This is a genomic window from Shewanella sp. SM74 (assembly GCF_025653725.1).
Lineage (GTDB): Bacteria > Pseudomonadota > Gammaproteobacteria > Enterobacterales > Shewanellaceae > Shewanella > Shewanella oncorhynchi.
In genome coordinates, this window is record NZ_JAKKRZ010000021.1 from 26,754 (window position 1) to 53,233 (window position 26,480).

Annotated in this window: 21 protein-coding genes; 19 read left to right on the top strand and 2 right to left on the bottom strand. The window is 45.3% G+C overall.

Annotated features, from left to right (window positions below; translation table 11 throughout):
- Positions 1-18 precede the first annotated feature (18 nt).
- From L5M49_RS18545 to L5M49_RS18560, 4 genes are all read left to right on the top strand, one after another.
- Positions 19-924, top strand: a complete 906-nt coding sequence (locus L5M49_RS18545) for a thioredoxin fold domain-containing protein (RefSeq protein ID WP_140906686.1) — start codon at positions 19-21, stop codon at positions 922-924.
- A 185-nt stretch (positions 925-1,109) separates the two neighbouring features.
- On the top strand, positions 1,110-3,326 hold the full coding sequence (locus L5M49_RS18550) for an Ig-like domain-containing protein (protein ID WP_263266614.1): 2,217 nt from the start codon (positions 1,110-1,112) through the stop codon (positions 3,324-3,326).
- 54 nt (positions 3,327-3,380) lie between these two features.
- Positions 3,381-4,540 (top strand): IS3-like element ISSba3 family transposase gene (locus L5M49_RS18555; RefSeq protein WP_086011358.1). Its coding sequence is split into 2 segments (ribosomal slippage): positions 3,381-3,630 and positions 3,630-4,540, totalling 1,161 coding nucleotides; the frame shifts between segments, so codons are not numbered across the junction.
- Between the two features lie 24 nt (positions 4,541-4,564).
- Positions 4,565-6,592 (top strand): hypothetical protein, encoded by a 2,028-nt coding sequence (locus L5M49_RS18560; protein WP_263266615.1) that lies wholly within the window; start codon positions 4,565-4,567, stop codon positions 6,590-6,592.
- Positions 6,593-6,724: 132 nt separating this feature from the next.
- Here the strand turns inward: L5M49_RS18560 and L5M49_RS18565 are convergent, their stop codons facing one another.
- On the bottom strand, positions 6,725-7,168 hold the full coding sequence (locus tag L5M49_RS18565) for a hypothetical protein (protein ID WP_263176883.1): 444 nt from the start codon (positions 7,166-7,168) through the stop codon (positions 6,725-6,727).
- Positions 7,169-7,240: 72 nt separating this feature from the next.
- Here L5M49_RS18565 and lepB point away from each other — a divergent pair, with 72 nt between their 5' ends.
- From lepB to traN, 4 genes are all read left to right on the top strand, one after another.
- Entirely contained in the window at positions 7,241-7,747 is a 507-nt protein-coding gene (gene lepB, locus L5M49_RS18570) for a signal peptidase I (protein ID WP_263169745.1), read from the top strand.
- Positions 7,728-9,023, top strand: a complete 1,296-nt coding sequence (locus L5M49_RS18575) for a TrbC family F-type conjugative pilus assembly protein (RefSeq protein WP_263169743.1) — start codon at positions 7,728-7,730, stop codon at positions 9,021-9,023. The genes lepB and L5M49_RS18575 overlap by 20 nt, the downstream gene beginning before the upstream one ends.
- Positions 9,020-10,171 (top strand): TraU family protein, encoded by a 1,152-nt coding sequence (locus L5M49_RS18580; protein ID WP_263176881.1) that lies wholly within the window; start codon positions 9,020-9,022, stop codon positions 10,169-10,171. Before L5M49_RS18575 ends, L5M49_RS18580 begins: the two co-directional genes overlap by 4 nt.
- A gap of 833 nt (positions 10,172-11,004) precedes the next feature.
- On the top strand, positions 11,005-14,448 hold the full coding sequence (gene traN / locus L5M49_RS18585) for a conjugal transfer protein TraN (protein WP_263176880.1): 3,444 nt from the start codon (positions 11,005-11,007) through the stop codon (positions 14,446-14,448).
- A 41-nt stretch (positions 14,449-14,489) separates the two neighbouring features.
- On the opposite strand, the gene L5M49_RS18590 is transcribed toward traN, so the two are convergent.
- Entirely contained in the window at positions 14,490-15,347 is an 858-nt protein-coding gene (locus tag L5M49_RS18590; protein ID WP_263176879.1) for a hypothetical protein, read from the bottom strand.
- Between the two features lie 151 nt (positions 15,348-15,498).
- Between L5M49_RS18590 and L5M49_RS18595 the strand changes: the two genes are divergently transcribed.
- From L5M49_RS18595 to L5M49_RS18645, 11 genes are all read left to right on the top strand, one after another.
- Complete coding sequence (locus L5M49_RS18595) at positions 15,499-17,298, top strand: ATP-dependent helicase (protein ID WP_263148820.1); 1,800 nt, start codon at positions 15,499-15,501, stop codon at positions 17,296-17,298.
- 516 nt (positions 17,299-17,814) lie between these two features.
- Complete coding sequence (locus tag L5M49_RS18600) at positions 17,815-18,186, top strand: hypothetical protein (protein ID WP_037426830.1); 372 nt, start codon at positions 17,815-17,817, stop codon at positions 18,184-18,186.
- Positions 18,187-18,499: 313 nt separating this feature from the next.
- A complete protein-coding gene (locus L5M49_RS18605) occupies positions 18,500-18,697 on the top strand; it encodes a hypothetical protein (RefSeq protein WP_259560879.1) in 198 nt (65 codons plus the stop codon).
- Positions 18,698-19,041: 344 nt separating this feature from the next.
- Positions 19,042-19,437 (top strand): hypothetical protein, encoded by a 396-nt coding sequence (locus L5M49_RS18610; protein ID WP_011711540.1) that lies wholly within the window; start codon positions 19,042-19,044, stop codon positions 19,435-19,437.
- A gap of 178 nt (positions 19,438-19,615) precedes the next feature.
- Positions 19,616-20,683 carry a DUF3150 domain-containing protein gene (locus L5M49_RS18615; protein ID WP_011711539.1) on the top strand — a complete coding sequence of 356 codons (1,068 nt, stop codon included), beginning with the start codon at positions 19,616-19,618 and terminating at the stop codon, positions 20,681-20,683.
- 96 nt (positions 20,684-20,779) lie between these two features.
- Positions 20,780-21,754, top strand: a complete 975-nt coding sequence (locus L5M49_RS18620; RefSeq protein WP_011711538.1) for an AAA family ATPase — start codon at positions 20,780-20,782, stop codon at positions 21,752-21,754.
- Between the two features lie 82 nt (positions 21,755-21,836).
- Positions 21,837-23,588, top strand: a complete 1,752-nt coding sequence (locus tag L5M49_RS18625; RefSeq protein ID WP_263266617.1) for a hypothetical protein — start codon at positions 21,837-21,839, stop codon at positions 23,586-23,588.
- A gap of 189 nt (positions 23,589-23,777) precedes the next feature.
- The gene (locus L5M49_RS18630; protein ID WP_086904913.1) at positions 23,778-24,797 is read left to right on the top strand and encodes a toprim domain-containing protein; all 1,020 of its coding nucleotides are present in this window, start codon (positions 23,778-23,780) and stop codon (positions 24,795-24,797) included.
- 145 nt (positions 24,798-24,942) lie between these two features.
- The gene (locus tag L5M49_RS18635; protein ID WP_140907539.1) at positions 24,943-25,245 is read left to right on the top strand and encodes a hypothetical protein; all 303 of its coding nucleotides are present in this window, start codon (positions 24,943-24,945) and stop codon (positions 25,243-25,245) included.
- Between the two features lie 327 nt (positions 25,246-25,572).
- A complete protein-coding gene (locus L5M49_RS18640) occupies positions 25,573-26,004 on the top strand; it encodes a hypothetical protein (protein WP_259563904.1) in 432 nt (143 codons plus the stop codon).
- A gap of 263 nt (positions 26,005-26,267) precedes the next feature.
- Complete coding sequence (locus tag L5M49_RS18645) at positions 26,268-26,471, top strand: hypothetical protein (protein ID WP_263149195.1); 204 nt, start codon at positions 26,268-26,270, stop codon at positions 26,469-26,471.
- Positions 26,472-26,480 lie beyond the last annotated feature (9 nt).

Here is a 26,480-nt window from a genome sequence, read left to right on the forward strand (position 1 = left end):
ATGGTTTATGGGTAAGGTATGAAACTACAATCGTTAAGTAAAAAATCGTTCATCGCATTTATTGTTATCTTGGCTCTTGCCCTTCTCGTTTGGGTAGTGAGCCAGTTCAACAGCTATAAAACATCACTACCAACGGGTGTCGCCAAAGATGGCCCTCCGGCCCTAGCAACTTTGTTAAGCAGTAACGCCAATAACAAAGTGATCCAGAAATGGAGTGTCACCGACGGTTCGCAAAATATCACGGGTTGGCTGGTGGATCTGAGTGGTCAAAAACAAATTTATTGGAGCACGGGCGACTTTGTTATTGCTGGTGGTCTGGTGGATGCGAATGGCGTCAACTTAACGGAGCAGTGGGCGACGACGCTGGGCATCTCCGAAGCCGATAGGAATCAGCCACAACAAGCAGGTCGAGCACAACGCGCACCTGTTGCTCAGCAAACTTACACTGAGCAGGATTGGCAAAGTCTCACTGCGGCGAAATACATTCAACTGGGCTATGAACAAGCGTCAGCTGAGAAAGCTATTTATGTATTCTTTGAACCCTTCTGTAGTGCTTGCAGTAGTTTACTCGCACGTTTGAAACCCGAGATTGAAAGCAAACAGTTGGATGTGCGCTTGGTGCCGTTAGCGTGGATCAGCGCCAACTCTGTCCCAGCAATCCAATCCATGATTGATGGCGGTAAGGACGCGGTGTGGAAGCACGAAGAGGCGAAGCAAACTAAAGCTGCTTATGCCACTGCAACACCAACCCCAGAAACTAAGATGGCCATCATCCAAAACTCTGAGCTCATGGGTACACTGGGCATCCAAGGTACGCCAACGCTGTTTTATCGCAATGGTGGTGAAATGGTCAAAGTTGTGAATAACTTTGCCGCAATCTCCCAAGCCATAAACTCGCTACAACTCTCCGCATCAGTCAATTAATTTCCCATCTCCATAAGGAGATCCCAATATGGGATCTCCTTGGTATCAGAAACTCATTTGGTTAATTTAATGTGCATTTATTCATCGCAAAATTCCCGTTAATTGCTTAAAAAATGGGTAAATAAATATATCCATTTATATAATTCTGATAACCTATGTAATCATAAAAAAATGTTGGATTCAGAATGAGCGACTTAATTTTCAGTAAATCCGCCATAGCGCTACTTATACTATCGCAATCGGCGTGGTCATTTAACGCTTTAGCTGTATCCGGTGTAACCATCACTGGTGAACTGTCTGCAAAAATGCCCGAAATCGTCTTGACCCCACCTTCAGGAGTGGTGGCTAACGTCCAGCAGGTGAAAATCAAACCAACTCAAGGAACCGGTGCGGGTTGTAGCTTAACGACGGATGTAGCGGCGGCAAAAGCCTTTACGCAGTCCCAAGGTAACATGCTCTGTTTACTGGAGTGGAGCTTGCCATCAGGGTTAAGCACTTACAGCGATGGTATTCAGGGTTACTTTAATAACTCTGGCAATAACATCATCGGGTATACCGTAAGTATTTATTCTGGCAGTGGCAGTGAAAAAGTGCTGGTTGAAACAGGCTCGATGACTGTGGAAGCGGCGCAAGCTATTTCCCCAAACATCGTTGAAATCGTAAGTGACTTAACCACTGGTATCCAGTTAGGCTCGGACGTAACCAGCAACAGCAAGGGAAACATCCTCAAAACCGTCCAAGTTAAGACCGATTCAAGGCCATATACCCAAGTAGTTAATGCGCCGAGTCTCGGGGCGTGTACCATCCCGATTGGCAGCACATCATGTACCATGTCCACAGCTGGCACGACTATTGTCACCGACACAAGCAGTTCGACGGGCTCAACCAACTACAGCATTAGCGTGGATTCGGATAATGGCTATTTCAAAACCATCAATGGCCAATATCAGTCGCAATACAATCTCGCGTGGGACTTCAGGACCGCGACACTCGACGATTATATGATGCAAGCGGTGGCCTCGGGTAACGAGGTGCCAATCACTAAAACATTTGCAGACGGCACGACACTAACTATCGAGAACGAAAAAGCGCTATTAACAGTAGCTACCCCTCACGCGGGTAAATCCGGTACGTGGTGGCATCCACAGGCGACTATTACGTTAAAACCAGATCCACAGTATTCAATTAAACAACCAAGCTATAACCTGGCTGGAAATGACATTCTCTCTACCGATGTTATTACCTTACCTTCGGGAGAACTTAAGCTGAGCCCTAAGCTCGTTGAGCAGCATACGGATGTATGGGCATTCGAGTTTGACCTGTCTTCACTTCCAGATGGCGTTTACATCCCATACGCGACGTTGACGGACGCTTACAGCAACACATGGGAAGGTGTCGTAGGTGAGTCCAGTAACATCGATAGAAATCCTCCAACTATCAGGATTTACAACACTAACGGCGGCATTGTTAATGCTGCCGACCCTATTTATTTCTTTGATGATATTCTCGTTGCGGCTGTTGATTCCATGTCTGGTGGGGGGAAGGTAATTGCTGCGTCAGTGGATGGCCAATCAGTTCTTGGAGATGGTATTGATGAAGGGATTGAGTATTTAAAAATGCTCAAAACTCCAGATACTCCATTAGAGCCCAATACTGATAAATTACTATCCGTGGTAGTCCAAGATAATGCTGGTAACACATCAGTTCAGGAAGTCTCAATTCGATATATGCCAGTAAAATGGCAGATTGACGACAGAAGCCAGACTTATAGAAGAGGTGTTCAAGCGGTCTCTATGCCACTCAAAAACACCGAGGGGGTTGGTTGTCGCATGTATGCCTCAGCTGAGCAGGCACGTAAAGCTGGTGGTCAGTTAAATTATCGCTGTTTTATAGAATGGCTACTATTCCCTGATGGCACCGGCTCTCAATGGTCTAACTCTCAGCAAGTGCTCGCGGGTACGTTCCAAAAAGCGACCAGTACATCCTCACTTAACGAGGCTAAGTACAAGGTTTGGATGATCAACCGAAAAAACTCAGAAGCGCTCAGCTTTGTGGGTTCGCAAGTATTTAAAGTGACTGAGCCGGAGCCGCCAGTAGTAACTGTTGCTAAATACCGTGAATTTAAACCTGACATTTTTACGACGACAGTTGATGGTGGGGTGATTACCACCACGTCAGCTGAGTTTATTAACGGTGATTTAACTTTTTCAATCACCAGCAGTGATGGCTCTCAGGTGTCATACCCTTACACACAATCAGGCTCTGCTCAGTCTAAAAAGCGGATTGGTAAAGTTTTAAGTGTGGGGGCATCTGCCTTGTGGACCTCAAGAGATATTGAGTTAAAAGCTCAGTACACCGGGGACAAAACCGCGTTAGGAACTAAGAAGGTTGTTCTGGTCTAATCCCATCGGACACTTAATTTTGAGACAGTATGGTCAATAAATTAAGAGGTCTATATGAGTCTGAAGAAATCACATAAGAGTTATCCGCAGGCATTTAAAGATGAAGCCGTCTTGATGGTGCTAGAACAAGGTTATAGCGTTGCCGATGCGGCAAAGTCTCTTGGAGTTAGCACGAGCCTGCTTTACAACTGGAAGGAAAAACACGAAGCCCTGAAACAAGGTATCACCTTAGAAGAATCTGAGCGTGATGAGTTGAAACGATTGCGTAGAGAAAACAAAGAATTACGCATGGAGAAAGAAATTCTAAAAAAGGCAAGCGCCTTCTTTGCGAGAGAAATGAAGTAAGATTTCGTTTCATCAAACAGCAATCTAACCTGTTTCCTATAACACTGTTATGCCGAGTAATGAGTGTCAGTAAGTCAGGCTATTACGATTGGCATAAACGCCCTGCAAACGTGATAAGCCTTGAAACACTGAAGCTTTATCGCCTTGTTAGACAGCTATTTAAGCAAAGTCGAGGCAGCTTAGGAAATCGTGAAATGGTGAAGAAATTGCGCAAGGAAGGCTACCAGGTTGGTCGCTATCTCGTTCGTAAAATTATGCACCGCCTTCGACTCAAAGCAACCCAGCGACGCGCTTACAAGGTGACGACACAGCGAAAACACTCAGATGCAGTGGCAGATAACCTGCTAAACATGAACTTTAACCCCGTATCGGCTAATGAGGTTTGGGCGGGTGACGTGACCTATTTAAAGACGGGTGAGGGCTGGATGTATTTAGCTGTGGTGATGGATTTATATTCACGCCGGATTGTGGGATGGCACATAGACAAACGCATGACCACGGATTTGATATCTAAGGCATTAATAAAAGCCTACAACCTGCGCCAACCGGCCAGAGGGCTGGTATTTCACAGTGACCGAGGCTCGCAATATACCAGTAAGCAATTCGGTAGGCTGCTATTGAGCTATGGTATCCGAGCCAGCATGGGTGATGTGGGAGCGTGTTGGGATAATGCCGTTGTTGAGCGATTCTTTGGCAGCTTAAAACACGATTGGATTTTTAAAGTTAATCAACCAACAAGGGAGTTTATGAAGCAAGATGTGACTGCTTACATGAAATATTACAACTTGGAGCGACTCCATTCTGCTAATGGTGATCTGTCACCTGTAGAGTTTGAAAATTCTCAACTAAAAGTGTCCAGTTTGGGTTGACCAGTACAGGTTAAAGTTCTGACTGTGCCAGCTAACACTATTGTAGCGAAGCTAGAAACCCCCGAGGTACTTCAAAACACTCAGTCTACGATCACTGCTAAAGTGAGTATTGGCTCTCTGGACTTCTTAACTCGAAAAATGACTTACGATAAAGATACTATGGGTGATTGGTCTGCAGTCATTGCATTGGAGTCGCGAAACAAAGAAGGTACTAGCTATCAAAACCTAACAGATCCATTAAAGCTTAACAGTGAAGGTGTGGCATCTGCGGAAATCCCATTAAAGGACTTTTCTATTGGCAGTTCTCGCTTAGTGGCTCTTGTGACTGTGGATAGTAAACTGGCTGATTACCAAAAAACGATTAAGAGTAATTCTGCATTTTTCCAGATTTATAAAGGTGAGGCTATTGACGGAGATATCCAGATAAAGCGCATGGCGAGTAAAGCGCCATTCGCGGCTCAACTGCTATACGTACCTAATACACTAGATGACCGTCGTGCTAAAGGCGACGTGACTTGGGAAATGTCGAAAGATAGTGGCGGTACGTGGGAAGAAATTGCCACTAACAAAGACTTTGTTCAAATCCTGTTATCGACAAAAGGGATCTACCAATTTAGAGCGCAGATTGCGAACAAATACAGTGGAATTAGAACAACCACTGATTTTCAAGAGGTGTTGGTGTACGAGCAACCTGATCTGAAGATTGAAGGGGTTAGTGCATTGCATAGTGGTGAAACTGGTGAGTACAAACTTCTGGATAATGACGAATCTATCGACTTGACTTCAACGGAGGTCCAATGGTCTTTAGATGGTGTGAACTGGGTTAATGGAGATGATAGTTTAACATTAACAATGGACAACGATACTCGCTATAACGTTTATGCTCGCGCTGCTTACGTGAATACTGAGCTGGCTGGTGATGCTAGATTCTCGAAGGCTACTAAGATTGTACGAGCTGCACGATTACAACCTGTGAGAATGTCGTTGCCAGTAATCAAGGCGATGGAAGAAGGTGTACCCTACACACTAGATGTGACAACTACCTTAGCTGATACTGCCGCAGGTACTCCAATCATTACAGAATGGACTTTGCCGGACGGTACTAAAACTCTATCACCATCTATTACTTACACCCCAACAGCGGCAGATGTCACTAATAAGCTGGTTACACTTCAAGTCAGAGCATGGGCAGAGGGGTATCAGGCAGAGACAGAAAACCTGAAACGGTTAACGCCTGCTGCATGGAGATATACTTTCCCATCTTTTGAGATCATCAGCAAAACGAACAGTAGTTATGCCCCAACTTCTGGTTCAATGTTGATTAACACACCGACAGATCTCCCTCCTTACTATTCAGGAGTGACTTTCTCAGTAGAATGGAAAATCCCTGAGACATTTGAAGTGGTTCGTAAGTCAGATAAGCAAGTGGTTTTCAATGTGACGAAAGCGGGAACCGAGAATGTTCAAGCTACGGTCACCGATAACAGAGGAAACGCTAAGGTGATTTCAAGCTATATCGGCACAAACCAAGCGCCGGAGCCCCAGTTGAGCATTGAGCCACGTTATAGCAACACTATGATGCGCGAGCCATTAACCGTGATAGCAAACTTGTCAGGCAAAATGGGACATCCATTAGACAGAATCAACACGGTTAGTTGGTATCTAGATGGCAAGCTGGTGGAGCCTACCAATCTGAGGGTGATGGTAAGTGGTGTTGAAGCGGGTGTTCACAAACTAAAAGCGGTTATGACATCCGTATTCAACATCCAACGGGAGTACGAAATGGAAATCCCCGTTGCCAAAAACGTAGAACCCAAATGTAACGTGAAGGAAAGCAATTATTCCAACATTCTCCGACTCGATCTGATATGTACTGACGAAGATGGTAAGATGGCGAAATACGAGTGGAACATTAACGGTGAAGTATCACCCTACATTGGCTCTTATATTTACGTAAGTAAGTCAACTGGTTATAGTGCTGTGATTATCGCTAGAGGCGTGGATGACTCTGGCGCTTACTCAAATTCAATTGAGAAAAGCTACTCTTATTAATTCGTTTTGATCCTGTTGAGAATCCCGCCCCCTCGGCGGGATTTTTTTGGAACGGTGAAATCGGCGCATAAAAAAACCGAGGTGGTTGAGGCCTCGGTAAAGTGGGTAGCAAAGGAAAAGGTGAAATCAGCTTTAGGCGGTAGCTCGTTGTTTTGCCAAGGTATGCACTAAAAGGCTTGAAATTTCAGACAGTGAATCGTTAGCACCAACTTGAGTATCGATTTCAATTTGTTGATAGTAACCCAAGACGCATGTGTCATCATGCTTGCTCGTGCTGTTAAAGAAACAAAATGTCGGGTCTAAGTAGTAATCACTACGTTTCAACCATCGATGCTCAAGCGCAATGGCGTCATCCCCGATAGCGATAATGACGATACCCTGAACGATGGCATCAGCCCCTAAAATTGAATGTGTTCTACAGCAATTTACAAAACTCTTTCCACACTCAATATGTGTAGATATGCGTTCTAACTCGTCAAGAGACAAGCCAGTAATACTAATCGGTTTAAGTGTAGAGACATCAACTCCCAGTTGATTCCTAATCAATTCTAAATCGTTTGCAGTAGATTCCATCATCGCACTCGTTCTTGCTGATCTGCTCGCTGTCTAGTAATATACATGAACTTTGTGTTTAAATAAATGTGTATTATGTTCAAGTTCGACAAAGCTAACTGGCGTCATACTTACTTATTTCCGTTCTGCATTGCAGCTGTCATCGCAGCGGCGGTGACGTGGTTCAGTCATGGCTACAAATTGATCTTCGTGTTTAACAGCGATAAGTGCATCCCTGGCTCAGTGTTCGTCGTTGATACACAACAAAAACAGGTGAATACGGGTGAGCTAGTGATGTTCAAATCCCATCAGACGGACATTCTTCCGGCGGGGATTAACATCATAAAGCTGGTGGCAGGTGTGCAAGGGGATCGTGTCGAGGTGGGCCAATTTAGCGTGTCCAACAATAGCCACAAATTTCCGGCGCCCATCGACTCAGCGGCGAAGGCACTAAACATCGACACTAGAACGCTAACAGGTACTCGGACCGTCGAAAAAGACAGGCTTTTTGTGCTAGGCACATTAGCTGGCAGTTATGACAGTCGATTTTTTGGTCCCATCAAAACTCAACAGGTGATTGGTCGTGCATACCTCATTATCTAATAAGCAGTCACTCGTTAGTGCGTTCGCGGCGATTACATTGTCAGTTATCAACTTTAATGCGGTATCGGCCGATGATAACCAGCAGTTCATTTTGGATGCTAAGCGCCAAATGGATGAAGTGCGCAGCCAAATCGAGGCTATGAGACAGAACAATACCCAGCAGCCCCAAGGTGGCCTCCCCGCTGCTTGGGGGCAGCAATCTTACATTTCACAAGCACAAATGCTCACCCAGCAGGCCGATGCGATCAGGCATCAAGTGCTGCCAAAGCCAGAACCTGTCACGCCTGTTGTGCAGCAAGAGATAGCCGCAAACGGAGAGGTATTCATTTTCGCTTCATTCGGTATGCCAGCATACACGCTGAAATCAGCGCTGAGAGCAGCATCTCAAAGCCAAGTTAAAACAACAGTCGTATTTAGAGGACTGAAAGATGAATCTGAAAGTCTGCGTGATGCCTCCAACGCCATTCATAGAGCGATAGATGAAGCAGATTTAGATGTGACTCCAAGAGTTATCATCGACCCTCGTTTGTTTAATACCTATGCAGTCGAAGTAGCGCCAACAATGGTGTATCGCAACGGTGGCAAAGTGGTTACCGCGACAGGGCTACAGTCATTAGAAGATTTCGTTAAGCAGTCCGAAGGCTTGTTGCAAAGCGGCTCGCTCGGGAAGTTGTCAGACACTTACGATATTACTGAGATGGACATGCTCGAACTTATCCAACAGAAGCTCAAAAAAGTAGATTGGGAAGAGAAAAAGCACGAGGCCGTTAGCCGATTCGTTAACCGTAAAGAGGTTCAGTTGACAGAGAGCCTTAAAGACGAGGATGTGCGTTACAAAATTGACCCGCGTGTTCGCTTTACCCAAGACCAAACAACGCCGGATGGCCAGTATTTTGCCAAGGCCGGTGATGTTGTAGATCCTACGGCATTACTCCAAATGGAAACCCGCTTATTCATGATTGACCCAACCAGTGAGCGTCAGCTGGCGTGGATGAATGATGTACTTTCCGTGACTGAGCACAAGCAAGTTTACGTGCTGCTATCAGCTCTGCCAGCCGGTAGCGATTTAACCGAATTTAACCAGTTGCAGACAAAACTAGGCCGTCGCTTGTACTTGATGCAACCGACGATGGTGTCTCGTTTTCAGCTTGAGCATTTACCCGCATTAGTTGATTTGTTTAAGGGAGAAATCCGCGTCACTGAGATTGGTCAACGAACTCTGAGTAATGCGGGATTACCGACACTATTAGTAGCTCCAAATGGCGGTGCCAAATGATGAAGAAGTTCGCAAAAGTAGCAGTTTTTCTGGCTTCCATGATGTCCGTAAATGTGAGTGCGAACAGTATGCCGGACTCGGTTTGCCCCGATGCTGGCTATTTCTCAAACCTGATTAACTCCTTTTGCTGGTCATGTACGCTACCTTTTAATCTCGCCGGATTCTCGGACAATGTGCCTAAAGGGGCTAATTCGAGTCGTTTATGCTCATGTTCGGATGCTCTGGGTGTGCCGGAGCTTGGGGTATCTCTGGGTTACTGGTCACCTGATCATTTAGTTGAAGTCTCTGCAACGCCATGGTGCAGTCCAACGCTAGGTGGAACCTTGCTACAAAATGACATGACGATGCGGGGGAGGGCATCCAACCCTGATACTCAATCTGCCGAAACGGTATCGTTCTTACATTACAACTACATCATCAATCCGGTTTTCAAGATGTTAGGTCTTTTCTTGTTGCCTGAGTGCGACACATCCCCTGGTTACTTTGACCTCGATATTGCGTACATGTCAATTCTCGATGTCACCTACGAAAACTCGGCGCTATCATTTCTGTTCACTCCTGACGCAATTCCTATTGCGAATCCTGTTGGCCGCGCCATTTGTGTTGCCGATGGGATGATCACTGCTAGTAGCGGCAGTGCTAACGAGGCACTGTGGTTCTGCGCTGGTTTAGATGGTCCCTTGTATCCATTAACCGGCTTTATTGGGGCCGACAATGATTTTATCCGCAATACTCAGTTAATCACGACTCGTTCACTTGCTGCGCTACATCGCAGGGGGTTAGCGCGAAAAACTTACGGTAAAGAGGCGATGTGTAACGCCGAGTACAGTCCAATGATCCCTAAGGCGCAGTACAAAATTTCTATGATGTATCCGTCTCCTGAAGCGAATCCTGCTGCAGCATCAGCCGTGAAACCCACGAAGGCTTTTAACATTGAGGATCTACAAAATCCTGAAACTGGCAATAACGACAACAGCGAAGATAAAAATAAATCAACCCTAGATGGTTCATGGGATGAATGTTGTCACCCTCTCGGTTGGCCTACGATTTGGTGGGGTTCAGGTAGAAAGTCTCCTGGTAATGGAAAAGACCAACACGCGGTTTATTCAATTTTCAGATACACCGATTGCTGTGTGAGGGTTCAATAACAATGGAAGATAAACTGGTTACGTGGTGGGAAAAGGCAATCTCTTACGGAATAGGAAGCATTTACTTATTCAATATTTTAACTATGAGTTTTCTGGCGCTATTTCTCACAAGTAGCCCTGCATTTGCAGATCTCCCATTGCCAGTATCTCTTCAGTATTCCTGCCCAACAGGGTGGAGCTTTTCAAATGGCACTTGTGTTAAGTACACCTATGCAGCGCCAGTAGTGACATGCCCTACAGCTGGTTATTCCGTCACCACTGTTGATGGCTTACAAACATGCGCCAAAAATGAGTCCCGGACAACGATTAACAGTTGCCCCACTGGGACTAACTGGCTCGATATCCAGCAATCGTGGAATTATCAAGACCCACTGTATCCCAATTATTGCTCTGCAAGGCAAAGCGCATCCTCATTAGCGAATTGCCCCAGTGGGTACACGACATATAGCAATGGGATCTGTTTTAAGCTACAAACTCCATTGGGAAAAACGTGTCCAAATGAGGGCGGAGCCTCTGAAAAGGTTGAGCAAATCTGTCCCCAGACCTATGTAGACCTCGGACTCTGTAAAAAAGACGAGACAGTCACTGTGTCACTGCCTGACCAAAGCTGGCAAAAGCAGAATGAATCTACTTGTAAGCGCACTCTTTACGAAGGTACGGTCTCCACCTGTCCAACGGGTCACACCCCTGCCGGTGATGACAACTGTGTGAAAGTGCAAACAACCCCGTCTACGGTAAGCTGTCCGTCCGGCTATTACCAAGATGGCGGTCAGTGTTCACCTGGGACGGCCCCGAGCTGCCCAGCAGGAACGTCGTATAAGAATGGCTCATGCGTGAGCACGTCAGGTACAGTAACCAGCTGCCCAGCAGGAAAAGAGTTAGATCCCTACAGCAATACCTGTATTACGGCGAAGGGAAACTTATCAGATCCTGATTACTTTATGCAGATGGGCCGCGATTTTGGCAAATCCGCGGTAGGCGCCATTGAGCTGCCAGGAGGTACAACTAACAATATTAAGCTTAATTACCGGAATGTTGGTCAAACAGATATGACCACATCTAATATGACCAATGCTGATATGCTCGGGCTTGACTCCAATAACGGTTACAACGTATCTGCAACAGGTACTTATCAGGACGAAAAGGCGCAACAAAAATCGATTAAAGAGGCCGTTGAGCGAAACACGGCTTATGGAAAGTCAGAGCCCGTTGTTGGGGCAAATCAAGATGAAACGAATGATGCGCAAGATCATAGTGCCAATGCTTATCTAACCTTGCTTGATGCTCAAAACAAGAACCCGCCACACACTATTGGAAAGGATGCTTCATTCCTTAAATCTGGATCACAGGAGCAGCAAAATATTCTTAATGGTAATGGCGGTCAATTCTTTGGTGACTGTACCGCGTCTACCGTTACTAAGACCACGGTAGATGACTCCCTCGTACAGAGTACAACGCAGGAGTGTTTTAAGCCCAACCGCAACAACCTATCAAGTTGTAATAGGGAGCGGGTGTTAACTCCGCCCGATGAAAACAAAATATTTGGCTCTGGCTACGGTTTGTGTGGAAAGAGGTGTATTAGCGTAACTATAGGACAAGAAGGGGATAATTATCTGACGGATTATCCCGATGGTACTTGTAAGAGGTATACAGAAAAGAAAGCGTTTCGCCTTGCAGATGACGTCAATATTGTATCGGCAACCATTGGTAAAACGATGTATGACGATTGGTACAGACTGTCGCTTAACGGCGTATCCCTGCGTGAATCTAGTAAACTACCTGAAGATGGGGCAAGCTGTGGTGAATTGAAAAACACATGGCATAAAAATCCTGAAGATATTACCACTACCGTTAAGGCGGCGCTGGCTAAAAGCCGAACCTTGTCATTTGAACAAATTGTAGCGGTTAAAGACGTTGGTGAAGGCTATGCCACAATCACGATTAATACTGATAAAGACCTAATAGCAAATTGGGAAGAAGAAATTATCGAGAGCCCTGAAGGATGCGAGGCTTCGTTGTCAACGCCTGACAGTTTTTGTACGGCTTCTGATTGGAAATGCGATGCTCGGTTAGATTCAGAGTTAATCAACAACGGTGGTGTTCTGAATCTATCGGATATTGAAGGAGCTCCGGGTGTTCAGGCAGTTTCCGGGCCAAATGACGTAGTATTAATGGTTATGCGTAGGGATTTTGAACCAAGTTTGGCAAATGGGACTAATTCAAACTGCGGTAACATAGTTGGCACCACTGACTCCGAGGGCGATAATAAAAACGATGACGGTCTATGGGTGTGTAAAGAAGGCATCGGATTCCAAACCCACAGTATCTATAGTGGCCCAGGAATGTACGGGACAGAGTTTGTAAACGTCTTACCCAAGAGGAACAAATGGTCTGTCTTTGCTGTAAAAATTAACAATGGTCTGACATCTCGGTTTTACAATGAAAATGGTCAGATATTTAACGCTAAGCAGATGTATGGTGGAAGCTTTGACTCATTAAAGCAGCGTCGAATTATCATTGGTCGAGGGAATACCTCACAGGATTGGACCAAACGTGCGAATGCGCCACTCTATCTGGCTCATTGGGAAGTGCTTCGTGATATTACCTCGGATCAACAAGTGCTCGACGCACTAGAAAAAACCAAGGATATGTTTGCACTGGTCAACTTAGACCCCTTATATGAGGGTGATGATGGTCTTACCCCTTGCATGTACGCACATATGGAAGATTATGTGTGTGATCCTCTCAAGGGAAATCGATTACCGCTTAATGGTGGTTCAGTTGGTTATTCTGACATTCGCACAATGGGTGACCAATGTACCCAGTACACTTCAGATGAAAAGTGCAGTATTGAATCCTCTACGTGTGCGGAAGGTTGGCTAGATTCAGCAACGAATACCTGTTTTGGTTGGGATGTCACGTATCGCTGCGAAAGCGGTTCGGTCATAACTAAAACCGAAACCGTGGAGAATAATACTTGTTTCACTGATGCATCTTGCGTTGATGGAAATTGCGAGACAAAAGCTAAAGAGACCAATACAGACTTTGTTCAAACCGCTGCGATGTACGCGGCGATTAACGAGTTAGATAATGGTTCGTCGTGTACCGACCCAACTAATCCAGATACATGCCAGGTTTTCGTGGGCAGTGTCGAACAATGTAGCTGGGATCAACTCAAGGTGAACGATTGCTGCTCTACCAAAGGCACGGATACCACGTCTAACTTGTTCAAACTTTCATTGATGACCTTTCAGGCAGGGCAAAATGCGGTATCCAGTGAGAACGCGTGGGTGAATGAGTATTTAGGCGGGGAATATGCCAAAAAAGGCTGGAACATGGTAAAAAGTGGTTGGAATGATGCTGTTGATTGGGTATCTGACACAACCAAACCAGCGACAGAGGCCGCGCAGGGCGCATGGGATTATCTTAGTAAATCTTTTTCATCTGAAGCCACGGCAACAGCGGGTAACGCAACAACCACAGTTTCAGGGGAAGCGGGTGCCGTTGTCACAGATTTTTTCTCCGATTTGGCGACCTCAATTGATACGGTAAAAACAGAAATCTATCAATGGGTTTACGATGTGATGCCAGAGGCAATGCAAGAAGCGATTCTAGCTGGCGCCGAAGCGCTTGGGGTTGAGATGGCTGGGGAGGAAGCAGGTGCTCAAGCGATGGAAGGGATTGCCAGCAACCTCATCGCAGCACTTTCTTTCGTTATGATGCTTTACACCATCTATAACATGCTGAAATTGCTTTATACGATATTGACGGCCTGTGATGACGAAGAGCTAAAAATGGGTACAGAGCTGAAAGAACGAAAGTGTTTCTTTGTCCGTAAGGTTCCTTGTAAAAAGACATTAGGGATATGTACCGACAAGGCCCATAACGAGTATTGTTGTTTCAAGAGTACCTTGGCCAGAATAATTATGGAGCAAGTAATTGTTCAGTTAGGTCAAAATCCGGTGTCATGGCATGACAACGAAACGTGTCGCGGATTGACTCTAGACGAGTTAGCAAATATCGACTTGGGTAAAGTGGATTTCAGCGAATGGGTAGGGTTGATGACTGAATCAGGTATGTTCCCTGAACCAGACATGGAAAAGACGGGTAAAGATGCTGTGGTTAACCGAGAAGCTCGAGATAGTGCCGATGACAGGATTAAAAATCAGTTAGGGGTTGACACTGGTGTTAAAGTTCAAGAAGCGTTCCAGAACGCATCACCTGCGACTAACTTAGATTGTTCAGGTTTCCCAAGACCGCCGAGCTGTCCTGTATAAAAACAAAGGCCGTTACAGCGTTTATTGTAACGGCCTTTTTGTTAGGCTTTAGGTTTGATGAATAAATGGGTCTGTTTTTTATTCAGGTCGATTACCTGCTGATATTTTGCTCTCAAATTATCAGCATCGGGGCAGTCTCTATTCGCAACAGCATCCACCGGAGGCACATATAGGTAAGTTGGATAAGTGGTCGAGATAGCATTTAACTTATCTAGCAGCACGAGCTCTCCGCAAGTGCTCACTGACGTTGTAATTACTAAATAGTCTCCAACATCAAATGATTGATCAAATAAGGAAGATGCCTGTTCAGCATTTAATGATGTCGCTGGGGTGGCGACGCCATAAGTTAACCATGCCCAACCTGCTTCTTTCTTGTTTGGCGCTAACTGGGCTTTAGAATCCTTAACAAACATTGGGTGAGTCATTTTGCTCCCAATTTTTACACTTCCGATCTTATATTCAGTTCCAACATCTTTGCCTAAATAGTCGGCTAATTGCTGAGAATGTCCTACCAAATCTGCGGCAGGAATCACTTGAATAAGGTTAAACTTTGCTAAAGGCTTTTTGTTCGTGGTTCCGAGAAAGAACAAGCCTGCATTCATTAAACCGCCACTTAATCCACTGCCACCGAATGCGCCAATACCAGCAGTGCCTGCAGCCATATTCATCGCCATGACAGAGCCTGAAGCACCATTAACCTTTTGCCAATCTTCCGCAGATAGTTCAGTGTCTTGAGTGTTTTTATCGCCTCCAGCTGCTTTTAGCACTTTTAGAGCAAACGAATCGTCTGATTGAATAGCTAATTGATCGAATGACTTTGTTTCAGCAGCACTTGCTGTCCCTGATACAAATACTGAACTAGCGACTAATGCTGATAATGCGATGATTGATTTTTTCATGTCGAACTCCTGCCTGAATTACCAACAATGTTAACACAGGCCTAATACTTGGCAAATTTCTTGAAATATAAGAAGAGTGGTTAAAAGGTTGATTGTTTAGCTTACGAAACTTATCATTCACGCAACACATAAATTTAATGGCGAAGTTTAAATGGGCTCAACAAAAGATCAGGGGTTAGTCATCGAACGTGACGACAATACCCTTGTTTGTGCATTACCTGGAAGCGGCAAAACCTATGTTTTGGTAGAGCTGACTAAGCGTTTACTGTCCAGAGATGGCGCCTATTCTGTCCATTTACTCACCTTCACGGATGCGGCTCGTGTTGAGCTCACTGAGCGAATGCTTCACGCCCTTACCCCACGAGCTATGGAACGGGTAACTATCAGTACCTTTCATTCAACTGCGTTAGCGATGACTCGCGGCAAACTTAATCGCCGGTTATTAATGGCCAATGAGTTAATGCTGTTCGTTAAGTCGGTGCTCAATGAAGCTGACCATTTAGACCTCATTGATAAGTTCAGATTTAAGGTGCCGGACGTTGTTAGGCTGTTTGATGAAATGGGCCGAAGCCAAGACCTGTCAAAAGAGTATAGTGACACAGAAGTTGCTTTGTACGAGCTTTACAAAGATATGCTTATTAAGCAGGGCAAGACGGATTTTAACGTCGTATGCCAACTGTCCGTGAGCTGGCTGGCGCAAAGGGAAATCCCCCCTGTGTCGGCTACGCATATTCTGGTAGACGAATTTCAAGATACCGATGCACTGCAATACATGTGGCTACGAGAACACGCGCTGCTTGGTAAAAAGCTGGTGGTCGTTGGTGATGACGATCAAGCTATCTACTCGTTCAGGGGTGGTCAAGGATACGACAATATGGTGGCCTTTCAGTCAGAGTTTAACGCAGATGCTTACGTGCTGAGAGACTGCTTTAGATGCTCAAAGGAAATCCTGAATCGAGCGGGGATGCTGATTAAGTTCAATAACCCCGATAGGATTGATAAGCCGATGAATGCGGTTAGGGAAGAGCAAGGGACTGTCAAAATCATTAAGTCTGGCACGATGGATAACCAGCTTAACAGGATTTTAGATGCGGTGAGCAAAGAGCCTCATACGTGGGCAGTAATTGCGAGGAACAATGCCATCCTTGACCGCGTTGAAACGGTTATTCAGGGTCATGGCATTGAGTACAATCGACGCGGCGGTAAGTCGTTTTTTGATGGCGTTGCACCCTACAGCTTGATTCAAATTGCCTCTGTGATTTCAGGCAAACATGATGACCATACCCTACATCGGGCTTTGGCGGCTTTGTCAGTGCCAGAGGCGGAAACGGCAAGAATTATAGGTTTATGCCGGACGGCGAAAACGACCTTTGGCGGCCTTAAACATGCGGAGATTGGTCATCATGCTGACCTGCAAAAGTTCCACTCATTAGCTGAAGGCTGGCATGACATACCAGCAGGGCGTGAGGATGCGAAGCGAACCTACATGCAATCTATCGTTAAATTGTTAGTCATACACCTCGATAAGCGCGACCAAAAACATGCTCAAGTCGTCGGTGATGTCATTGCTGGACGTCACTGGGAGAGCCTGGGCGAAAGTATTGCGCAACTGAAGTCTTCGTTAGACAGCAAAAAGCGCAAAGACCAATCAGAAGAGGCCGCACCTAAGCTGTCATTGATCACTATGCACTCTTCAAAAGGTTTGCAGTTCGACAACGTGTGGATAGTGGGGAGCGACACAGGAACCATCCCGAGCAAAGAGGCGTTAGCAGGGGGTAAGATAGCGGAAGAACGTCGATTAATGTATGTGGCCATGACTCGCGCTATCTCGTCGCTCACTATGAGTTACACCAGTGAGCCCAGTGAGTTTCTGTACGAGGTTAACAATGAAAGGGTTGTAGAGCTGGAGTCTGGATATGAAGACGATGACGACGATTTTGACGCCGCATAAGGTGGATAAGTCTAATTGTTGTAACACCGATAAACACAGATTGACAAGCTTACGAAATTAAAATAATGTGTAAGCAGGCGGATGACCTTCGCCTTTCTAAGTGTTCTACTTTTCAGTAGGCATTCTTTTCAGGGCCATGATGTACACACCTGTTCATGGCTTTCGTATCGGTGGCTTTAGCTATTTCTGATTTACCTCCAGTTTCACTAGGAAATAACGATTTCCTAGTGCAATTGCGCAACCGAACCTCCCACCTAAACGTCTGGCTCGCTGAATATCAGCTTTCCATTTCTTTACGAAAAATCTATCACTGAAAAATTCAGTTAGATAGATTCGGCGTTTAGTTCAAAAGGTGTTGCTACGCAGCAACCAAAAGTCTCCGTTAGCCTCGGACTCAGACTCAATTCAGATTAGCGACCTGAAACCAGATGTTTAGATTTTCTAAATATCTTCCCTTGTGGGTGAATATTCCCCCACAGGGATTGTTCACCCAATTTTTAATTATTGGAGTGAACTATGAATAGTATTTTTTCGGCCGAGAGTGTTCTGCATCAGATCACCCTTAATCAAAAAATCACACTTTGTGACGCTGAAGGCGAGATTCAAACTGCTTCAGCTCAGATTGCCTTGCTTAACGATTCTCCGTTTCGTGATGTCAATTCAAAAATTCAAAAAAACGCCAAATTCCATGCTGATTTAGCTGGTGAGTTGTGTGGGACCCTTTATTTATCTGCGGCTGAATCTTTGAAATCAGAGATGGTTGCGACATTTAAAGAACTAATGAATCGACTCCCTTTAGAGCTTCAAGACAGTTTTACGTATGCCTTGCTTGACTCTGGCGCACGTACACGCTTGGCCAAACGGAATCTATTCAACTTGTTACATTGATTAACAAACCTACCTTTTTGGGGTGATGAATTGCCCTAAAAGGCGTTCTCACCCCTTTTCTTTTTTATTTTATTAAAACTGGAGTGAGACTATGGACGCTATCGTATTTGCGGCAATCTTTATGGGTTTTATGACTATCTATCTGTTTTTAGTTAGACCTGTATTAGAGAGATTGGGCCTAGTTTGGTAATGCCAAATTAACCACTGTAAATCGACATCACTTAAGCGTCCTCTAGGACTGTTTATGGGGTGTCACTAATGCTCTTTCGCAATAGACAGCACTAGCGACACTCTATAAACAGGAATTTTACTTATGTCTACACTATCTGCGATTTTCTACTCTGATCTGAATGTGCTCGTTACCGCGTCTGAAAAATGTGTTGCTATTACATCAAGCAAGGTTGGTTTTGATGTGAGCAGCAGTGATCATGGCGAACTGGCTGAGCGTTTATCAGTTTGGGCAAAATCTCAAAACATTCTGTCACCAGAGGAAACTCTAGGTGTTATCTAACCGGCTAGTAAGACCGTCTTACGGACGTGTCAGCCAATCAGTGCCGGTGCTGATTGGCACAACTAACCAAAGTGGGTTTTTTCAAGCCTATTTTGCTTAGTACCACTCCATGCTTCCTCACAACAACTCCCAATTAAGCGCTGAACATCAGTATTCCAATCGCCTACGCGAAACTGGAATTTAATTGCCGAGTTGTTGTTTGGTTGTGGTGCGTCTACTAGAGCATCTAGTTTGACCATCACAATCTCCCGAAAGGGCGCTTTGATGCTGCGTTAAGCATTTTTTCCCTTGTGGGTTCTGCCCACTAAAGGGCCGTACCCGCAACTTATTTATTTGGAGTGGGTATGGCTAAAAAATATCAAACCCGCGAGAAATCGTTGGGTGAATTAGGCATTCATGAATCTGTTGATTGGAGCGCTGAACAATGTCGCGCTTTTTGGGACGGAATCATTTCTGCAAATCTGGAGTTACTGAGAGATTCGGTGACTGAAGCGGAAGACATTCTTGACTGGGTGTTTTCAGAGCAGTTTCTAGTTGCTTGTCGTTATGCTGGTTTAGATTGTGATTTACTGAGGGATGGTGTCTTAGACGTCGTTGACCCAGTTGAAATCGTCAATGCCAGAATAAAGCTCAACAACGAAACTTGGTCTAAAAAACGCACTAAGCAGCAATCGCAATTGCGAAATGGCGAAGGCGTTTGGCAGACTATTTCTTGGGGCGAATCATTGGCACTATTTTGAGTCAGTATCGCTCCAGCATATCCAATTGCATCAGTAGAATCCGAGCCATAAAACGCTAACGGAGTTTGACTGCTGCAGCTGGTGAACAAATCAATTTATTAACCCTTGGGGTGAGTTTTGTCCCCCCGGGGCAGACTCACCCTTTTTTTATGCCTAACGGGCATATTTGGAGTGAGTCATGAAATTTAATACCGCAGGTAACATCGCTGCACGTCAGGCCAAAATTGCTTCATTGCAAGGCCAAAAAGGTCTCCATCTGTCTTTAGATTTCTCGTCCTTTTCGGGCAAGAAGTCAGAGAAATCATCAAAGGTATTTGATGATCAAGGTGGGGACGTGTCAGAAGTCACAGAGAAGCCTCGTAAGTTCTTGGTTGATAAATCAGCCCTCAAATTCGTCAGTAAATATTACATGAGAGCTAAGCGACTCATGGATACTGCTGGCATTCCTGTTTGGGGTGGGTGGTTAGTCCCTGAGAGTGAGTTCGATACCTTAAAAATTCGCTTTGAAGCAATTCAGCGTGCTTTTAATGAGGAAGCAGAAGCCTTCGTGAAAGATTACGAAGAGCTGCTGGATAACCAGTGTGCGGCACATCCTGAAGCGGCAAGATTCATTCGCCGTGATGCGCCTACTGTCAGTGACGTGGAATCACGCTTCTATATGAGCATGAGCCCACCAATGTCTATCGTTATCGGTTCTATGTCCGATGATGAATCGGCTGCTGCTGATACTCACTTGGATAAAAAGCTGCTTCAAGAATTTGCGGATTTGTCAGAGGATGTGTTGAATAAGATTGGTCGCGGCGACGTGATTGGTCAAAAGGCAATTTCATTCCTTGCTGATATGGAAGCAAAGGCGGCGAACTTCAGTTTTCTTTCTGATACTTGGGTCGGACTTGCGGCATGTCTCAATGAGATGCGCAACTCGTTCCCTAAGAATGGGCAACTGGATAGCAAATCGTTAGGTTTGTTACGGCTGTTACTAACGTCATTAAGCAACAAAACCGCGCTTGAAACTCTGTTAACGTCATACGACGAACTAGGCTTGGAAGCGATGGTTGAGCCTGAAATTGTTAACGAGCCTATGGCTGAGATTGATGAAGATGTCGCTCAGTTGCTACATGCGTTACGCGGATCCACAGAAGACAGTGGTGAAACGGAAGTTACAACGGCAAAAGTGACTGAAGAAGTGGAGCACTCGGAATTAAGTGCCGAGTTAGATGCCGCTTTTGCTGCGTTTTTTAATTAATTTTTAAACCCTTGGGGGTGAGTTTTGTCCCCATGGGGCAGACTCACCCTTTTATTTTAATGCCTTACGGGCATTTCTAAAATTTTGGAGTGAGTTATGTCTATTAAAGCTAAACAAGTATCCGGTGCAACAGTATTCCCATTATGCCCAACTTTAAGCGGTAAAATGGTCGCTGTTTTTGAAGGTATGGCTAACGTGCCAAAAGTGAACCCCAAGTACAGACCAAACGAGCGTAATTTGCTCATTGCGCTGACTTGGATGTTCGGAAAGAGTCGTAACATGTCACTGGCTTGTTATGGCGAAACAGGTACGGGTAAAACGGAGTTTGTCGCGTTTCTTGCGGCTTCTCTTGGCTTATCTCTGCACCGAGTATCCGTGAGTGAAACCATGCGCCCCGAAACGCTGAAGGGCAACATTGGTATCAAAAATGGTGAAACCGTTTTTGAAGAGAGCGTGGTGGTCAAAGCGTATCGCGAAGGCGGTATTCTGTTGCTGGACGAGCTGGATAAAGGCTCATTCGACCTGCTAGCTAGTCTTCACCCAATCCTCGAGGGCAAACCTCTTGCGATTGAGAAAACTGGCGAGGTGGTAAATCCTCACCCGCTCTTTAGAGTAATTGCAACGTGTCAGACCCCAGGTATAGCCGACATGTCTGGCCGTTACGGTTCTATTTCATCCGATATGGACGAGGCGGTTAAACGTCGCTTCCTTTGGATTGGCTTTGAATATCCAGCAATTTCTGTGGATACAGATATTCTCGGTGATATGACTAAGCTGTCTTATCGTATTCGTCTTGCGATGGCGAAATTTGCCAAAACGGTACGTGATGCGATGAACACCGATGCTGTCAACGGCAATTCTCAGCACTGCATTCAATCAGCACTATCAACTCGTGTTTTAGTTGATTGGGCGGTAATGTGGGAGTTGTTGCCTGACTTCACGATGCAGGAGGTGTTTGAGATTGTGTTTACAGCCGCTTCAACTCCTGAAGAGCGTCTAGCGCTTAATGAGTTGGGCAAGCTGCATTTAGCTGAAATGTTTACGCAATCGCTAACAGCTGCGAATGCTTAATTTAACCCTTGGGGGTGAGTACGCCCCCAAGGGCTTTCTCACCCCATTTTTTTGTACCTTACGGGTGCAATTGGAGTGAGAAATGAAAAGAAATACTGAACAAGCGTCATTCTCGATGCTGTCGAATGCGTTAACTCGCAAAGGCGTTAACGTCACGATTGCTGGTGGCAGTTCTTACACCAACGGTAAAAGAATTGTCATTGGGGTTGGCCCGTGGGATCAGATGGTTTGCTCGTTACTTCACGAGTCGGCCCATCTCAATCACACCAACTTCAGTGCAATCGGAAACGTCATGCAGCAGACCAGTACAGCGTTGAAAAACGCAATCAACGTGCTTGAGGACATAAGAATCGACTTGCGCAATATCAGGGAATTTCCTGGCGCAATACAGTCTTATCAATCAAGCCGAAGAATATTGGTAGACATCATTACCAAGCGTGAGTTTACAAACTGTCTCGACGACATTTTGTATTACGTACTTCTAGTCGGAAACCTTGAAAACGGGATTACTGCGATCAAACCAGCATTAGCTGGATTTGATTGGGTAACACTGGAGCTTGATAAGTTGTGTTTGAAATACGCACAGCTTGCACAAACGGCGAAAGACACCTTAGAAGTGCGTGAGTTGGCAGAAAACCTTCTGTTAGAGCTTGCGGCAATGCAACAGGCTAATCAGCAAGAAGCTGAAGGTGAAGCTGAAGGTGAAGCTGAAGGTGAAGCTGAAGGTGAAGCTGAAGGTGAAGGTGAAGCTGAAGCTGAAGCTGAAGCTGAAGCTGAAGCTGAAGCTGAAGCTGAAGCTGAAGGTGATGCTGAAGGTGAAGCTGAAGGTGAAGCTGAAGGTGATGCTGAAGGTGATGCTGAAGGTGATGCTGAAGGTGATGCTGAAGGTGATGCTGAAGGTGATGCTGAAGGTGATGCTGAAGGTAAAAGCAACGGCAATACTAGCGGGAAGGCTCTTAGCAATAGCAAAGGGTTCAATGAAATCGATTTGGAGCAATCCTTCGAGGACTTGGACGTTGGCAAACTGTTAGAGGCTCACCGATATCAGCAAGATATGAGTAACTATTCTCGTGTTCCTGAACCAATCAAAGTCGTTCCTTACACAGTGCAAGAGTTGCTGCGTGGTAATCCAAGCAATGTTTTCCCTGCGGCAAATCTGCAGGTGAATGGCGCTGTCGCCAATGCTGTTAAGGTCATGTTCCGACAACGAAACATGAAATTATCCGGCGTGACACAGTTTGGGGAGTTAGACGAGGATCGGTTGGTCGATGCTTTTCTGGGGAATCCTGGCGCTAAAAATATCCGTCGTGATATTGCGGCAAACCTTTCAGTTGGTGTGTTGCTTGATGCTTCAGGTTCTATGGGGTATCCGTGGGACGACACATACCGCTCTTATGTAGCAACAAAGGCGGCAATGGCAATGACACAGGCTCTTGAAAAACAGAGTGGTGTTTTGACGTCATTATCGTTGTTTGGTGATTTTTATCTGGAGCTAAAAGGTTTTGCTCTGAAGAAGACACCTTCGGTTTTGCCATATGTAGAGCTCGGCGGCACAAGTACTGGAAGTGCGATGATGGAAATGGGCAGCAAGCTCATTTTACAGTCATCGCAAAAAAAGGTGATGTTTGTGATTACCGATGGTCAACCGGACGTTCCGCAGGAAGTGGTTGGTTCTCTCGATTGGTTAGCTCAGCATGGCGTTGTGGTTTTGCCTGTCATCATTGGTCAGGTGGACGTAAGGTTTACTGGTTTTAAAGACCTTAAAGTAGCCTGTATCGACCACGTCAACGAGTTACCGAAACAGTTAATGCAGTTGCTTAAGCAACACATTTAACACTTTAAATCCCTAGAGGGGCGTACTTCCCCTCTAGGGAGAAGTGCGCCATTTAGCGCATGAATACGCAGTTTGATTGCTTCCCTGCAATCGCTCTCTCTGTGTGTTCGTCCTAGATTTCCCTCGGGGGATCTTTGATGCGTTCTCTAGTTAGTGGGTATCAAAGATCCCCTGAGTAAAGGAGCATTTATGGACGCAATACAAAAAATCCAAGCTATTCGGTCTAGCGTTAATCCGTTAGATATTTACGGCAAAATTCCGGCGCTCAGCGAAGCGCTACGCAAGAAACCATCTCAAGTACCTGATCCTCGGACGGGGAGTGGGACAACCGTGTTTCGAATTGCATCCAATGGTTCAACTTACCTCAACGGGGTTGGTTACATGGATGTGATAGATACGGTGGCATACGTACTTGATCTACCGAAGATGAAGGCCTGCGATGAAATCAGTCGTTTGGCTAATCTGAAATTAGATTCTGAGTACGTGGCATCGGGTTCTAGCAAACCTGCCGAGTACACATTACCTCCGGAAGATGTTGCAAAACGTACCGAGTCATTACGCAAGGTGTGGTCAAAATCCGTTCACGCAATGGAAGCTGATTATGTGAAGGCTTATCTGTCTAAACGCGGTTTAGATGTATCTGACTTACCCAATACACTGCGCGGAATTAAATCGTGTCTGAACGTCAGCAATGTCGATGGGAAATTGGTGAAAAGCTGGACTCCAGCGATGTTAGGCGTTTATTTCGATAAAGAAGGCAAGCCCCTGACATTGCACCGGATCTACCTGACACCCGAAGGTAATAAGGCCAATGTGGAAGACGTAAAAAAAATTATGTCGCCACCAGGTGATATAAGAGGTGGAGCTATCCGCCTTGATTATCATCCTGGGGAACACTTGGCTGTTGCTGAAGGCATTGAGACTGCTCTGGCAGTGCGAGAGATGTCCGGTTTACCGACGTGGGCGTGTTACAGCGATAGATTGTTAGAAGCTGTTCACATTCCATCGAGTGTAAAACGAGTCAGCATTTTTGCTGATAAAGACGTTTCTGGCGCAGGTCAGGCGGCAGCGGAAAATCTCAGGAAGCGGTTAGAATCGCATGGTGTTGAGGCTCGGGTATTTTTCCCCAAGCAAGCAATACCAGCGGGTTCGAAAGGCATTGATTGGCTTGATGAATACAATCAACTATCAAAACCGACAGCGGCTTGAGTCGTAAATGAATACCTTACAAAAGGTGTTCATTTTAAAGTGGATTAATAACAGTCTACTTTGAGATGAACACCTAAATACCACACACAGCGAGGGCGAAAGCCCTCAATGGGAAGCCCTCACTCTATAAACTAATGGAGTGAATATGAGTCAAAACGGCTTTCCAAACTGCCCAACGAACTACGTTGATGAAGTGAGCTTTTTCCTTGAGTTTCAGCCGAAACCGAGCAAGAAATCTACAGGAGAAGAAATCCACATCAACGGAAAAAACTACCTGCACCCCAGCGTGAAAAAGGAGGAATCCTGTAGCGTATGGCGGTTCATTGAGACAGACGGTGAGCGAATGATCACAAGCTCTCACACCGATTGCGGTGAAGTGCTTGGATACGTTCTTAGCCGGAAGTCACCCCCCGCAGGTATCACTATCAGGGTTCCCTTTGATAGTTAATTCCAAAGCCCTGCCAACGCGGGGCCGTTACCGAGTGGCCAACTTTGATGACTACTCGGTAACGGCCTCAGTGCTAACCGAGCAACCCTTCCAACCTTGTTTAAGACCGTCGTAAATCGACTACTTTAAATACAGTTGGATTTTGCATGACTAATGTACTTGATGATTCTTGTACTGCGGTCATGTATTGGCGAAAGCCCGTCGAACCTACGTTAAGGTCTAACAATGCTTTAAGTACCGCTTAAAGCCAACCCCCTTGAGGTGTGCATAGCCTCAAGGCCTGCGCACCATTTTACTTTTTTACTAATTAATTTTTAGGAGTGAGTTATGGGCGCAGGTCATTTTTGTCTAGCAAACGCAAGTACCGTACATATCGAATTACCATTTGATGAAGCTTGGGAACCTTGGGAGTTGCACGACGAGACTCAGTGGTTTATTGAGAACGTAAAAAAGACAGTTCAGTCTCTTTTACCGAAATCATTCACTGAGCCAACATTTAATGTTCGCACTAGAGATGGAGAAATTATCGCTGAAAACGGCTTTTATAAAGTGCTGTTAACCAGCTGGTGTAGCTACATCGCTATCAGCGTACAAATCAAAGAAGCGAATTGGTCAGAACCTTGGGAATTTAATCCTTTGGCTCTTTTCCATCATGCTTCTGCAAGTACAAAACTTTTCGATGAGTTAAGTGAGCAATATGAATTCCGAATCGCGACAAGCGCTTGGACTTCTGGTGCTTACATTCGAGAAGCCGCATAAATATAAATCAACATAGATTAACCATCCCTAGGGAATTTTGCCCTAGGGCGGATTCCCTTTAATTAACTTTATAGGTATCCGCTATGAAAAAATTCATTTGTGATGGTGAGAACTCAGCAAGGGTGATTGATGCCACTTCACTGAAAATGGCTCAAGAATCTTTTGAGTTAGCTAATTATGTTTAGTTGTTCCACAGGAGAATATTCATGTTACAACAGAACGTGCTACGATGCTCAAGTAAACTTTTTATACGAGTATCTAACATGCCATCAATCACAATTCGATTTGATGATCGTGACACTCTTCTTGCAGAATTGGAGGCCAAAGCTTCTCAGCTCGGTATTACAACTGAGCAATTGGTTCTACGTTTCGTTTCAGCAGGAATGCAGAGTGACTGTTCGCCATCGATCGCAGGAGAGTCCATTGAGGATTTCTTAGCGAGAAATGGGGTATTCAGCAAACCATAATTCAATCAA